The organism is Paenibacillus sp. FSL H7-0331 (genome assembly GCF_001956045.1).
In genome coordinates, this window is the sequence record NZ_MRTH01000028.1 from 36353 (window position 1) to 50434 (window position 14082).

Sequence of the window (14082 nt, forward strand, 5' to 3'; positions counted from 1 at the left end):
CGGATGCAGATGCAGATGTTGATGGACACAATTCTTCCCCGAATGATTCCGGTTGAACAGCATTTTGCACGTAAAAGGGTTGGGCATATACTGGAAGCTATACAGCAGCAATTTGCTTTAGAGGATATTCACCGTAAAATTGGCAGCGGCATGAAGGTCGCAGTGGCAGTTGGCAGCCGGGGCATTGCTGATTTGCAGCAGGTTGTAGCTGCTGTTATCGCTATGATTAAGCATTATGGAGGGAAGCCGTTTATCGTTCCCGCTATGGGCAGCCACGGTGGAGCCTCTGCCGAAGGCCAAATCGAGATATTGGCGGAATACGGAATTACGGAAGCTGAGGTTGGAGCGCCTGTTGTCAGCTCGATGGATACGGTTGAGGTAGGGATGACGAGTGGTGGTATCCCCTTGTACTTTGATCGGCATGCCTTTGAAGCGGATGCCGTCGTCATGGTGGGACGAATTAAAGCCCATACCGATTTTAAGGGCTCTGTGGAAAGCGGGCTGCTCAAAATGGCAGCGATCGGTTTAGGCAAGCATAAGGGAGCAGCAGCTCTTCACAGCCAGGGCTTTGACTCTTTTGCAGCGTTGATTCCGGAAGCCGGCGCTATTTTGTTAGCGAAGACACCCATCGTATTAGGGGTTGCCATCCTTGAGAATGCGTATGACGAAATAGCAGATATCCAAATCCTCACCTCCGAAGAAATAGCTGCCAAGGAGCCGGAGCTGCTGGCTATAGCTAAAACCTATATGCCGCGAATTCATTTGGACAAGATAGATGTGCTGATCATCGATGAGATAGGCAAGAACATCAGCGGAGCAGGAATGGACCCCAACATTACGGGCCGATTTGGCGGACCGATTCATCATCCTGTTGAAGCTCCGTCTATTCAAAAGGTGTTTGTCCGCGATTTAACCTATCAATCTCATGGAAATGCTACAGGAATTGGGTTGGCGGATATTACGACAAGACGACTGGTGGATAAGATTGATTTTAACAAAACTTATACGAATTGTATCACTTCAACCGTTCTGACAGGTGCCAAAATACCGGTTACGATGCCTGCGGACCGTGATGCCTTGAATATTGCAATTCAAACGTGCAACAAGATTGTTCCGGGAAATGTTAAAATCGTTTGGATTAAAAATACATTATTTTTGCAGCATATCTACATCTCGGACACGTACGACGAGGCTTTGAGTGGCTGTTCCACGCTGTCTATTATGGGAGACGCTATACCATTTGAATTTGATGATTTGGGTAATCTGGCAGTACCGCCACTGTTTGTTGAGCACTCTTGATCGACACAACGCTAGCAATGATAAAGATCATCTGATCATTAAGGAGATAGGACAAATGAAACATTTATATGGTGTAACGACAGCTATGGTAACTCCGTTCGATGAGCAAGGCAATGTTCAGATCGATAAAGTGGAGGAGCTAACGGAATTTTTAATTTCCAAGGGCGTTCATTGCTTGTACCCGCTCGGTACAACAGGGGAGATGTTGAGACTTTCGGTAGAGGAACGGAAAAAAGTTGCACAGGCCGTTGTCAAAAAGGCAAATCAACGTGTGACTGTCTATATTCATGTCGGTGCAATGAACGAAGAAGAGACCATTGCTCTGGCTAAGCATGCTTATGAGATTGGTGCGGACGGGATCGGCGTCGTTACACCTGTGTTTTTTGGAGCAAACGATAAAGAGCTGGAAACGTATTTCGTCAATGTTGCTTCCAGCGTACCGGATCATTTTCCTGTATATTTGTACAGCATTCCGCAATGTGCGGCGAATGATATTAAACCGGATGTGGCTCAGCGTGTGGCTGACCAATGTAAGAATGTGATAGGCATCAAATACAGTTATCCCGACTTTTTAAGAGTGAACGAATATCTTACCGTTAATCAAGGTGATTTCTCGGTAGTGCCGGGTGCTGACCGCTTGTTTTTGCCTGCATTGGCTATGGGCTGTGAGGGCGTTGTATCAGGTGTGTCCTGCGTATACCCTGAACCATTTGTAGCCGTCTACAACGCCTATAAAGCAAATGATTTGGATAAAGCAAGAAAGATGCAAAGGCTGGCTACCCAGTTTTGTGAAGCATTGAAGAGTGGAAGCAACATGTCCTACTTTAAAGAAGCTCTCAAGCTCAGAGGTGTCGATGCCGGATTGATGAAAGCACCTCAATTAAATATTACTTCGGCTGAGATTACTGAGCTGGAAGCAGTTTTAAAGAAACTTGAACAACAGGCAGCAGTGTTATTGGGGTAATTATTGCATGAAAAGCAGAGCACCCGGAGAGGTGCTCTTTGTATGATGAGGTCAACCGGGAACGTCGGTTGGCCTTTTTGATGTATTGTGTTCTAAGGTACGCATCTTCTGGCATGTTGTTTGCAGATACATCATCAGCGTCTATGCACTTGCAGCCCAAGCTGCTCCATATCCTCGAAAAAGCGTGGATACGTCTTGGATACACAACCGGGGTCCAGTAGACGGATACCGCCGATGCGAGAGCCGATCAGGGTAAGCGACATCGCCATACGATGATCATCATAGGTTGGCAGTACAGCAGGCTGCGGGTTGCCGGGATAGATTGTCATTCCGTCAGGGTGCTCAACGACCTGAATCCCCAGACGGCCAAGTGATTCGCACATGGCCTGTATGCGGTCGCATTCATGTGCTCGTATATGACCAACCTCCGTAATCGTAATCGGTGCATCGGCAAAGATAGCCATGGCTGCCAAAGTCATCGTCTGATCCGACATTTCCTTCATACTGATCGTAAAACCACCCTTTAATTGCTGTGCTCCCCATAGCTCAATACCGGCGGCACTCTTCTGAATACGGCAGCCCATTTGTTCAAAAACCTCCAGCATACCGAGATCCGGTTGGTTTGTTTGGTCTGGAAGATTGGTAATTCTCACATGACCACCGGTTAGTGCGGCGTAGGCCAGCGCGTAGCAGCTGGTTGATGCATCGGCTTCGAGTGTCAGCGTCTGGGCTGCGTACACCTGGGGCAAAATTTCGTATTCATTCAATCGTTCATGGTGCGTTACGGTAACACCAAATTGCTTCATCAGGCTTATCGTTAAACTCACATATGCGTGCTGGACGATGGTGTCAGTGATTCTGATTCGTGTGGCTTGCCTCGCATATGGACTAGCAAGCAGCAATCCGCTTATGAATTGACTGGAAACAGACCCGGATACATGTACATTGCCCCCACGAAGTCCATGTGCCTGAATTTCTATAGGCAGCTGCCCATCAAGAGCCTTATATTCGATGCTTGCACCTAACTGCTGAAGGGCTTCAATCAATGGCCGAATCGGACGTTCGCTTAGACGTTGGCTGCCTTCAACCAACCAACTGCCCGCTGCACTTGCCGCCAAAGCACCTGGCAGGAAACGGGCTGCTGTGCCAGCCGCACCCAAATACAGCCTTCCGCTCTGATTTGGCCACTGGCCTCCAGTTCCTTCAATGGTTACCGTGCTTCCATCGACCTCAAGCTTCACGCCCAGCCTTTGCAAAGCATCCAGACACCAGTAAGAATCATCACTGCGAAGAATATGTCCGATTGTGGATGTGCCTTCTGCTAATGCAGCTATAAGGAGTGCACGATTCGTGCAGCTTTTGCTGCCGGGAATGGCGATGGCGCCATCTTGTACATGAAGGGGAGGATAAATCTCGACTTCCTTCGTATCTGACAGAGCGGCCCATGGAGAGCGGGCTTGAAGATCGGGGGTGAAACTGTGTTTAGAATCGTTCTTGCCATCATTTGGCGACTGGTTAGCAGACATCAGCTTGTCACTCCTTGTTTACGAATTTGGATGTTTTCTCTATTATAAGGAATAGATAGACATACAAAAAATTGTTATCTTCTATACTTCACATAGAGAGGTGCTATGTCATGAGCTCGATGGACTACTATAAGGTGTTCTATCACACCGTGAAGGAAGGCAGCATAACCGGAGCCGCGCAGCAGCTTTACATTACGCAGCCAAGTGCCAGCTACGCTATCAAACAGCTGGAGGAGCAGTTGGGCGTACGTCTGCTGCTGCGCAAGGCCAAAGGAATTGAAATGACGGAAGAGGGTAGGGTGCTGTTTCAATTCGTGGAGCAGGCTTACGGGCTGCTTGTTGCCGGAGAGCGGAAAATCAGCGAGATGAAAACCTATATAGCGGGGACGATTCGTCTCGGTGCCAGCGACTCGCTCTGCAAATATTTCCTCTTTCCTTTTCTCGATAAATTTCACAAGGCGCATCCGAGCATACGCATCTGCTTATCTCACGGAAAAACGGAGTCCATCCTACAGCGTCTGCGGGATGGGGAGATCGATTGCGGAATTGCCCATCTGCCGGTCGATGACCGGCTTCTTGTGCAAACGACGAAGCCGATCCAGGACTGCTTCATAGCGGGGCCTGAATATGCAGCGCTTGCCCAAGCACCGATTACGCTTCAGGTGTTGAGCAAGCAGCCTTTTGTTATGTTGTCGGCACACAGTCGGACACGTACATTTTTTCATGCGCTGCTGCAAACCTATGGGTTGGATGTCGTACCGGATATTGAGCTCGGGAGCGTTGATTTACTGATCGATTTTGTCCGTAAGGGGATGGGCATTTCCTTTATAACCAAGGAGTTTGTAGGCGATGATTTGGCGGCAGGTACGCTGGTCGAGCTCAAGCTTGTAGAGCCGATCCCTTCCCGCTCGATCGGGGTCGTTACGATACCGGATGGGGCCTTGTCGCAAGCAGCGGCTTTTTTTGTAAAGGAGCTTGTCGCTCATATGGAGCAGAATGAAATGGAGGCGCATCCAATAGATCGTATGGTATGATAACAGGAAGCTTTGCTGATCGGATTTTCGTTAGGCTGTACGTTTTGTATCTGATTGTAGACCGGGGAATGATGGTTATGGGTAATCCTATGATGTCCAGAGACAGGGGCAGGCTTCTTGCCGGAGTGGGTTTACTGTCGATCTTTACTTCGTCTTTTGTATACATGCTGGGTGTCCACATGCTGCGGCCGATCATGGCGCTATATTTTGATAGTGTCGGATATGCTGCGGTGATGATTGGTTTGTTTGCTTCGCTGAATGCATTTATTCCGATTATGTTCGGGATGCCCATTGGCAGCTGGATTGATCGTATGGGCACCCGGCGAGCTGTCGTAATAGGCTGTTTGCTCGGTTTGCTTAGCGGAGTCGCTTTTATGGTCGGCAGCTCGCAGGGAATGATCCTGATCGTACTGCTCGGACAAGTCATCAACGGGGTCAGTGGGATGTTTGCCTGGGGAGCGCTGCAGGTAGCCGCTTCGCTTGCAGCCAATCAACAGCACAATCCCAATAAAAGTAATCATGTGATTTCCAATTTTTCTTTCGTTAACTCGATGGGACAGCTGGCGGGTCCGGCGGTCGGTGGGGTGGTATCGGATTGGGGAAGCTTCCAGCTGGTATTTTACCTGTTTGTCGGATTGAATCTGCTGGGACTGGTTTTGTCGATGGCTTTGCCTGCAGGCTCATACACGAGTCGTATGGACAAGCTGCTCGCTCAAGAGCCTGTGCAGGGGGAAGCAGCTTTAGAGTCCAAGCAGAAATCGAAACCAAGCTCCGAATCCGGACAAGTCAAAAAAGAACCACTCTGGAAAAGCTATGGAACGGGATATGCGATGATGCGCACCAATAAGCCGTTTGCTGTCGCTATTTTGTTAAATGGTATTCTGTTTATGCTCATCGATGTGCGGACTACATTTTTTCCATTATTTCTGGTCAATAGGGGACTGACACATACTGAAATCGGCAGCATGCTGTCCGTGGCTGCTTTGGCTGCACTTATCGTTCGGCCATTGGCCGGGTATATGATGAATCGACTTGGCTATCATAGAATTATGATGATCAGTATTTTTAGCGGAGCTGGCTGCTTACTGGCACTACTGCTGAATACCGGGTATGGGCTGCTTGCTGCTAATGTGTTTATTTGGGGAGTTTGTACGAGCGTCAATCAACCTGTTGCACTCATGATGGTGTCACAAACCGTGAAGCCAAGCGAACGTGGCTTGGGGATGAGTATCCGCACCATGTCCAACCGAATCGTGCAATTAACGAATCCGCTGCTGTTTGGTATGATGACGACGGTTATTGGTCTTGCTGGCGGCTTCGGTGTCATGGGAGTCCTGCTGCTGGGCTTCGGCGTGCTGTATCATAGGCAGAGCAAGGCAAAGTCTTAGACAGGGTACCGGATTAGGCATAACCCCGGGATAAATAAATTGCGGTTCAACAGGTGGAGTCCCGGTATTGCCTTGGGGTGACACCTGTTTTGCTTTTAAACAAACGATTAAAAAACTTCATATCCTGATATCCGGCACGAGAAGCGATGTCACTTACCTTAAAGGTGGTTTCCCTGAGAAGAAAACATGCCTCGCGAATACGCAGATGCTGGAGCAGACCGACAAAGGTCATTCCTGTCCGGGCTTTGATCAGCCGTGACAAGTGGCGTTCACTGACCTTAATCGCTGAAGCAACCATGGAGGCCGTCAGAGGATGAGCAAAATCACGTTCCATCATGACCAAAGCTTGATCGAAGGGTTCATTTCCGGCACTTAGGGCCGGTAAACTTGCGGGATTGGACATCGGTCGTGCTGTATGGAACAGTAAACCGTTCAGCTGGAGCATCCCTCCATATACAATGAGCTGCCAGCCGGGCTTTTTGGCGGAGAAAGCTTGATGAAGAAAGCTGAAAATCCGCTCGAATTCATCTCTTTCCTCACGATGCCGCAGCCAGCTGTCTCCGTTCATGCTGTCCAGCATTCCACTTCCCGGTTCCCACGGCAGGATGTTTTGCATATGACTTACGGCTTCCTGGGTAAATAGGCAGTTATAGACGATCAGCTTGGTTTTGGCGGTCGGTGATTCGGGACGGAATACATGAGAAACCCCAATTGGAATAAAGGTCACATCCCCTTTACGTACCGGAAAGCACTGCCCTCCTATAAAATGAAAACCGGATCCTTCCCCGACGTAACAAATTTCATAGAAATCATGCGAATGCACCCCAAGATGGAACGATTCCGCGACCCGATTCACATAGATAGGAAAGCTTTTGTCAAAAAATTGCTCACCTCGGGTGACAAAAACGGCTTGCTGAACCATACTCCATGACCTCCTTGTAAAAATACCCCTATTAAATGTCCGTATAGACCCTAATACTCCATTGCGATCATATTAAAATAAGAATAGACAGTAGTCAAGCATCCACTTACGAAGTAAGTGTTTTTATGAACGTTTTATATGATCAGAGGAAATCTAAGGAGGACAATACATGGAAACTGGAACGGTTCACGATTTACCGTTTGTACCAGAGGCGCGCTGGATTTGGGGAGAAGGGGAAGAAAGCCCGAGAAACGAATGGAGATGCTTCAGAACTTCGTTCATCCCTGTAGTCGACCCTACAGGAAAAGCCGAGCTGCTGTTATCCGCAGATACCCGTTATGTGTTGTATGTGAATGGGGTTTTGGTTGGACGTGGTCCTGTACGATCGTATCATCACCAGTATGCTTATGATGTTTACGAGATCTCTCATTTGCTTCAATCGGGAGCTCCAAACAGTATCGCTGTATTGGTGCTGCATTTTGGGGTGGCGACCTTTTATAGCTTGCGGGGTCGCGGCGGATTGCTGGCACAACTGACCTTGTCAGGTACAGGCAGCATTGAACCTGCCAATAGGAGTGAAGCTTCTGGAGCCGGGGCAGAACCGAGTACGGAGCCAAGGAAATCCATTGTGACGGACTCCAGTTGGAAAACAGCGCTGCACGCAGGTCACGATCCTCATCAGGCGCGGATGTCCGTGCAGCATGCATTTGCCGAGAGTACGGATGCCAGGCTGTGGGATGACAGTTGGACAGAGGCCGGGTTCGATGATAGCGGGTGGCAGGCCGCACACACCATTGGTCCGGTAGGTACGGCACCGTGGACGGGTATGATGGAGAGAGACATTCCGATGCTTACTGAGGAAGTGGTTTATCCTGCACGGGTGGAATCGTTGAACCAAACGAGACCTCCGGCATGGTCGATTGCTATCGATGTCAAATACCAGTGGGAGGACTATGGCGCTGATCACGCCAATCACTATCAGGTTGCCGGGATGGTGGCGGCGCTAATACGTCTGTCCGAGCCGGGACTGGTGACTCTATGTATGGTGGGAACCTCATTTCTCGCTTGTGCGATTAATGGACAGCTGTATGAGAAATCGGATTTTGACGGGGAAGATCCGAAGCTGGAGCTTGGTGTGGAGTTGACTGTAGGAGACCACCTGCTGCTGCTGGACGTATCCGGCAAAGACCATGGCAAAGCCTTCCGGATTGCGTTGGATGCGAACGTTCCGTTTGAGGTTGTATCACCTTTGGAGTCGTCATCAATAGGCAATGGAACGCAACCATCGCCAGTCGTCACGGTAGGACCTTATAAGCATATGGTTATCAAGGATACCGATGTCGTGGATGCCAAGGAGACAGAGGATTATGTTGAAGCCTTATCCAAGGTTAACGAGACCATCAAACAGATCAAGACGATAGATGATTTGCTTAGTGGGGCTTATCCGGTGAAAGCCATTTCTCCAAGTCTGGTTCGACTGGAGGATACGTTTGCGATGTCCATTTGGAAACAGGATTCCGTGAGTCATGCCGTTCCCGTATCCTTACAGCTTCTGGCAGCGGCCAATGGGGTACCTGTGGAGGCTCCATTATTTGAGGGAAGCGATACGGAATTTGTATTGGATTTTGGCAAGCAATGGTCAGGCTTTCTGGAATTTGAGCTGAATGCTCCAGACGGAACGGTAATCGACTTGTATGGCTATGAGTTCCAGCAGGATGGCTGGCGTCAGGAAACCTACGGTCTGGATAATACGCTGCGATATACATGCCGTGAGGGCAGGCAAAGCTATGTATCGCCCGTTCGCCGGGGCTTCCGCTATCTCATGGTCACCGTACGCGGCGCCGTGCGTCCGACTCTGTGGTATAAGGTAGTAGTCCGTCAAAGCAACTTCCCAGTTGCACAAATCGGCGAGTTTCAGTGCTCTGACCCCTTATTAAATGATATATGGGAAATCAGTCGTCATACGACCCGTTTATGTATGGAGGATACATTCGTAGATTGTCCAGCTTATGAGCAGACCTTCTGGGTAGGTGATAGCCGTAATGAAGCATTAGTTAATTATTATGTATTTGGGGCGACCGATATCGTTGAGCGCTGCATGCGGTTGGTGCCGGGGTCGGCTGGACAGACCCCTTATTATGGGGATCAGGTGCCAAGCGGCTGGGTAAGCGTCATACCGAACTGGACCTTCTTCTGGGTCATTGCCTGCAAGGAATATGTCGACTACACAGGCAAAATCCAGTTTGCAGAGGACATTTGGCCGCATGTGAAATACACGCTTGATCATTACCTGCAGCACATTGGTGAGGATGGCTTGTTCAGCTTTAGAGGCTGGAACCTGTTGGATTGGGCACCTATCGACCAACCGCGGGATGGTGTCGTTACTCACCAAACGATGTTTTTGGTGAAGACGCTGTATGCAGCTGCGGAATTGGCCGAAACAGCAAACGACAGCGAACAGGCCGTGTTGTATCGGGAGCGTGCCGCGTTGCTGGCTGAGGCGATCAACCGTCATCTGTGGTCAGAGGAGCAGCAGGCATACGTGGATTGTATCCATGTAGATGGAAGGGTTTCGTCTATATTTAGCATGCAAACACAGGTTGTGGCACTGATTTGTCATATTGCCAGCAGGGAGCGCGAGTCGATTTTACGCGAGTATTTGCTTGCACCTCCGGAGCATTTTGTGAAAATCGGTAGCCCGTTTATGTCTTTCTTTTACTACGAGGCGCTTGCCAAATACGGTGAAACGGGCCGTATGCTGGAAGATATTCGTCAACATTTTGGCGAAATGATCGAAAATGATGCGACGACCTGCTGGGAGATGTATCCCGGCTTTAAGGAAAATCGGGCGAATCCGCGCATGCTGACACGCAGTCACTGCCACGCCTGGTCTGCGGCTCCGGGATATTTCCTGGGAGATCAGCTGCTCGGTGTCAAACCGTTAACTCCAGGCTGGACTCAGGTCAAGGTAGCGCCGTCTCCAGGAGATTTGCGCTATGCCAAGGGACGAATCCCGCTACCAATTCAAGGCTGCATAGAGGTATCCTGGAAGCTGGATGCACAGCAGCGTCTGTTCCAGATGCGGGTAAGTGCCCCGAAAGAGATACGGCTGGAGGTCGAATGTCCCGTTGGCTACACGCCTGAGATCACGATCGTTCGAATCTAATCAACGAGCGGACACTGGACAACTGACCTTTTGCAAAATATTTTGAATAGGTGTAATCAAAAAAGACGACTCAAATTCATTTACTGAATTTTAGAGTCGTCTTTTTTATATTATTTGGAAATCGAAACTATGAATTGATTTATGGATTTATTGAATTAGTATTTTTGGATGTTTTAATACAATCCAAAGTAATTTAAGCTAAGATTGCTCGATCAACAAACATGAGTAAAAAGCAGAAAGTGGGGAGAAGATGGGACATTTTGTCGAAGAAAATCTCGAAACCGTGCGTCACGATTACCGGAACGAAAAAGCGTGCGTCAGGGCGATTAGGAGAGAGGTAGGAGAGTGCATATGAACACAACATCATCTTCGTTACGCGTCCGAGATTTGATATCGCCTACCTTAGCTGCTTTAATTTCTGTCATTGTCAACTATGGGGGCACATTTATTCTCGTGTTTCAGGCAGCAAAGGTTGCGGGTCTGAGTCCCGAAATGACTGCTTCATGGATATGGTCGATTTCCATTGGTGTGGGTGTAACCGGAATATGGCTAAGCTACCGATATCGTGAACCCATTATTACGGCTTGGTCAACACCAGGAGTGGCTTTTCTTGTTTCGGCGCTAGCTGTAACCCCATATGCGGAGGCTATTGGCGCTTATATGATATCTGCATTAGGATTTATTATTTTGGGGCTATCTGGAATGTTTGAACGTCTAGTCGGGCTTATACCACCAGGCATTGCCTCCGGGTTACTGGCAGGTATTTTATTGCAATTTGGAATTTCAGCATTCGGAGGAGCGAAAGTTGATCCCTTGCTTGTCGTTGTCCTGTTTGTAGCTTATGTGGTGTTGAGGCGGTATACATCTAGATACGCTGTCGTTGGCATTTTGGTGCTCGGTCTTATTTTTTTGATTAGTACTGAGAAAGCAGATTTCAGTAATATCAAACTGGCTATAGCATCACCGGTATTTGTCGTTCCGGAGTTTTCGGTTCATGCTTTATTGGGAGTTGCATTGCCGCTGTTTGTTATTACCTTGACGGGACAATATATGCCCGGAATGCTTGTGTTGCGAAATGATGGATTTAAGACGAGTGCGAATCCGATTTTAGTGGTTACTGGTGTGGGCTCGCTCCTTACAGCTCCATTCGGCTCACATGCCTTTAATGCAGCGGCGATTACTGCGGCGATTTGTACAGGGAAAGACGCACACGAGAATTCAACAAAGCGTTATATTGCAGGTATTGCATGTGGCATTTTTTATATTTTTGTTGGAATTTTTGGTGTGACGCTGGCTGCTTTGTTTTTGACTCTTCCTGCTACCTTTATCGCGACATTAGCGGGATTGGCATTGCTGGGGACAATTGGTGGCAGCCTCACCAATGCTTTAGCGAATCCCAAGGGACGTGAGACAGCGTTAATTACTTTTCTGGCGACTGCTGCGAACGTTACATTACTTGGAGTTGGTGGTGCATTCTGGGGGCTTGTTGCTGGTTTGGCGGCACATATTGTGATTCATGGACAATTTCGCAGAAAGCAAAGTAGAACGAGTGGATTACAACAAGCTGAACAGAAATAGAAGGAGGCATTAAAAATGAATACTGGGAAAATAGCCATAGCCACGGGGGGCGATAGCGGTGATGGCACTAGCACGCGTTCATTAATTCAGATAAAGATAAGATTTATGCGGGGATGCTTATATTATGAAAGCATCTCCGCAAGACGATATATTCCCCGTTCAATTGCAGCCTCATCTACTTTTGCGAAGCCCAGCACCCATCCTTTTCGATCGCTTTCCAAACAATAAGTACTGAGCGGATAGACACCTATCCCTATTTCGAGCGCTTGGTAAGTAACGGTTTCCTCATCAAATGAATCCTCACCTTCTAGAAGCATGTGCAATCCCGTTTCTACGCCACTTAGTTTAAAGCGTTCGCCTAGACCGCTCGCGACTATGGCCTTTGTCATGGCTTCGTGTCTCCTCCGATATACATTTCTAACTCTTCTCATATGGCGCATGAAATGCCCGTGTTCGATAAAGTGAGCAAGCGTTAATTGCTCCATAATTGGAAGATGGCGATAGGTCAACTCATGGACTCGAGCAAGTTGGTCTATAGCCTCCTTTGAACCAACGATTGCTGATATTCGGATACCAGGAGCAACCATTTTGGAGAAACTCATCATATATAATGTGTTTTGAGGTTGTTGGCTGAACAAAGTTGGAAGAGGATCACCGCGATATCGAAATTCACTGTCATAATCATCTTCGACAATCCAAAATCGATTTTGAACGGCCATGTGGAGTAATTGTTGCCTGCGAGGTTCCGACATAATGACTCCAATCGCGCACTGATGCGAAGGGGTAACAAAGGCTAGTTTGGATTGTGGATGAATATGGTCTACTTGTATTCCATACTCGTCGACAGGAACAGGAGCAACCTTCATTCGCCGATATTTCATTGCCATCCAGGCAGCAGGGAAGCCGGGATCTTCAACAGAAACCGTATCTCCTTCATTTAAAAGTGCTTGGGCGATCAAATCTATACTATGCTGGGCACCTGAAGTTAATAAAATCTGATCGATATGCACGTGGATGCCACGTTCTAATGATAAGTAGCGTTGAATCTGTTCGCGTAGCGGAACGAAACCGTGGGCATTGCCGTAAGTCCAACTGGTCAGGTCAGTTTCGTTTGAGGCTTGTAAAAATGATTGTCTCCAATTTTTTTGAAATTGTTCGTCCAAATAGGGTTCATGGGGACTGAAATCGATCTCCACTTTCCGATTCTCTTTGCTTCTGAACCAATTGTGCAAATGGTTAACTGCAGTGTTTAATAAAGGCAATTCGGGCGGGACAGGTCCTTGAGATGTAACGTCCTCTGAAGAATAGGTCATATAGCTCCACTCACTTACCCTTGTTCCGCCGCGCCGAGAGGTTAATGTATAACCGCGGCTGAACAATTCCTCATAAACGATCTGTATCGTTGAGCGCGAGACACCCACCAATAGGGCGAGTTCACGAGATGGAAGTAGCAATTCGCCTGGTGGCCATTTTCCAGTTGTGATATTATGGATAGCTTGGTCAAGCAGTTGCAGCCATAAGGGACGATCGTCGTTTCGGTTGACTTTTAGCATTCGATTCACCTCCAGGCGTAGTTGCAAGTAAATAGGAATATGGATTGTTCGAATTACTGATTAATGGATTTTTAGTACAATCCATTAATTGATACACTATCATGACGACACATGCCTTGCAATAGAATGGGTTCAGATAAAAATCATTTATTAAATGACTTGAAATACCTAATAATCAGAAAATTAAAAACAATCAGAATTATTGCTTGACATGGAAATGCTTACAAAATTATGCTTTATTTATTCCAAAATACCATTTGCAGGGGAGCGGATAGCTGATGAGAATTTCCGAGGGAAATCATGAGTCGATTGTGGATGCTTCAAACCGTTGCTATACGGAGTATCAGTATTTTACAGGACTATCTCTCTTCGAGCTTAATCGCCTACAAGGTAACTATTACTCGGAATTACATACGCTTCAGGAAGAATTTAATCGCCTGATGTATGAACTGCGCGAAGAACTGCAGCAAGCCAAGCAAGGTCAGCTATCACAAACCGCGTAGGCAGTCCTCTCCAACATCCTCAGGTATAACTTCCAAAATTCAGAATTAAACAGACCAGCGATGCTTTGTGCACAATAGTAAGCATAGAACAAAGACCTTGCTTGCTCGGATCCGGGCAAACAAGGTCTTGTCACGTTATATATGCAGAA

The 14082-nt window shown here is 47.8% G+C and carries 10 protein-coding genes; 7 read left to right on the forward strand and 3 right to left on the reverse strand.

Annotated elements, in window-relative coordinates; all coding sequences use genetic code 11:
• Positions 1 to 21 precede the first annotated feature (21 nt).
• On the forward strand, positions 22 to 1299 hold the full coding sequence (locus BK127_RS29645) for a nickel pincer cofactor-dependent isomerase, group 22 (RefSeq protein WP_179097651.1): 1278 nt from the start codon (positions 22 to 24) through the stop codon (positions 1297 to 1299).
• A gap of 55 nt (positions 1300 to 1354) precedes the next feature.
• Entirely contained in the window at positions 1355 to 2263 is a 909-nt protein-coding gene (locus BK127_RS29650) for a dihydrodipicolinate synthase family protein (RefSeq protein WP_076235724.1), read from the forward strand.
• Positions 2264 to 2397: 134 nt separating this feature from the next.
• Here the strand turns inward: BK127_RS29650 and aroA are convergent, their stop codons facing one another.
• A complete protein-coding gene (gene aroA / locus BK127_RS29655) occupies positions 2398 to 3789 on the reverse strand; it encodes a 3-phosphoshikimate 1-carboxyvinyltransferase (protein WP_076235725.1) in 1392 nt (463 codons plus the stop codon).
• Positions 3790 to 3899: 110 nt separating this feature from the next.
• Between aroA and BK127_RS29660 the strand changes: the two genes are divergently transcribed.
• Positions 3900 to 4823 carry a LysR family transcriptional regulator gene (locus BK127_RS29660; protein ID WP_076235726.1) on the forward strand — a complete coding sequence of 308 codons (924 nt, stop codon included), beginning with the start codon at positions 3900 to 3902 and terminating at the stop codon, positions 4821 to 4823.
• Positions 4820 to 6211 carry an MFS transporter gene (locus BK127_RS29665; RefSeq protein ID WP_076235727.1) on the forward strand — a complete coding sequence of 464 codons (1392 nt, stop codon included), beginning with the start codon at positions 4820 to 4822 and terminating at the stop codon, positions 6209 to 6211. The genes BK127_RS29660 and BK127_RS29665 overlap by 4 nt, the downstream gene beginning before the upstream one ends.
• Positions 6212 to 6257: 46 nt before the next feature.
• Here the strand turns inward: BK127_RS29665 and BK127_RS29670 are convergent, their stop codons facing one another.
• On the reverse strand, positions 6258 to 7133 hold the full coding sequence (locus tag BK127_RS29670) for an AraC family transcriptional regulator (protein ID WP_076235728.1): 876 nt from the start codon (positions 7131 to 7133) through the stop codon (positions 6258 to 6260).
• A 169-nt stretch (positions 7134 to 7302) separates the two neighbouring features.
• On the opposite strand from BK127_RS29670, the gene BK127_RS29675 reads away from it, so the two are divergent.
• Both BK127_RS29675 and BK127_RS29680 read left to right on the forward strand, forming a co-directional pair.
• Positions 7303 to 10299: a family 78 glycoside hydrolase catalytic domain gene (locus BK127_RS29675; RefSeq protein ID WP_076235729.1), complete on the forward strand. Its 2997-nt coding sequence runs from the start codon at positions 7303 to 7305 to the stop codon at positions 10297 to 10299.
• 351 nt (positions 10300 to 10650) lie between these two features.
• Positions 10651 to 11877, forward strand: coding sequence for a benzoate/H(+) symporter BenE family transporter (locus tag BK127_RS29680; RefSeq protein ID WP_076235730.1), 1227 nt, complete (start codon positions 10651 to 10653; stop codon positions 11875 to 11877).
• Between the two features lie 122 nt (positions 11878 to 11999).
• On the opposite strand, the gene pdxR is transcribed toward BK127_RS29680, so the two are convergent.
• On the reverse strand, positions 12000 to 13430 hold the full coding sequence (pdxR, locus tag BK127_RS29685; RefSeq protein WP_076235731.1) for a MocR-like pyridoxine biosynthesis transcription factor PdxR: 1431 nt from the start codon (positions 13428 to 13430) through the stop codon (positions 12000 to 12002).
• A 278-nt stretch (positions 13431 to 13708) separates the two neighbouring features.
• Here pdxR and BK127_RS29690 point away from each other — a divergent pair, with 278 nt between their 5' ends.
• Positions 13709 to 13933, forward strand: coding sequence for a hypothetical protein (locus BK127_RS29690; RefSeq protein WP_076235732.1), 225 nt, complete (start codon positions 13709 to 13711; stop codon positions 13931 to 13933).
• Positions 13934 to 14082 lie beyond the last annotated feature (149 nt).

What these genes read in the sequence shown, in the direction of transcription:
- BK127_RS29645 (WP_179097651.1), top strand. Translation starts at nt 22, where the DNA reads ATGGACACAATTCTTCCCCGAATGATTCCGGTTGAACAGCATTTTGCA.
- BK127_RS29650 (WP_076235724.1), top strand. Translation starts at nt 1,355, where the DNA reads ATGAAACATTTATATGGTGTAACGACAGCTATGGTAACTCCGTTCGAT.
- aroA (WP_076235725.1), bottom strand. Translation starts at nt 3,789, where the DNA reads ATGTCTGCTAACCAGTCGCCAAATGATGGCAAGAACGATTCTAAACAC.
- BK127_RS29660 (WP_076235726.1), top strand. Translation starts at nt 3,900, where the DNA reads ATGAGCTCGATGGACTACTATAAGGTGTTCTATCACACCGTGAAGGAA.
- BK127_RS29665 (WP_076235727.1), top strand. Translation starts at nt 4,820, where the DNA reads ATGATAACAGGAAGCTTTGCTGATCGGATTTTCGTTAGGCTGTACGTT.
- BK127_RS29670 (WP_076235728.1), bottom strand. Translation starts at nt 7,133, where the DNA reads ATGGTTCAGCAAGCCGTTTTTGTCACCCGAGGTGAGCAATTTTTTGAC.
- BK127_RS29675 (WP_076235729.1), top strand. Translation starts at nt 7,303, where the DNA reads ATGGAAACTGGAACGGTTCACGATTTACCGTTTGTACCAGAGGCGCGC.
- BK127_RS29680 (WP_076235730.1), top strand. Translation starts at nt 10,651, where the DNA reads ATGAACACAACATCATCTTCGTTACGCGTCCGAGATTTGATATCGCCT.
- pdxR (WP_076235731.1), bottom strand. Translation starts at nt 13,430, where the DNA reads ATGCTAAAAGTCAACCGAAACGACGATCGTCCCTTATGGCTGCAACTG.
- BK127_RS29690 (WP_076235732.1), top strand. Translation starts at nt 13,709, where the DNA reads ATGAGAATTTCCGAGGGAAATCATGAGTCGATTGTGGATGCTTCAAAC.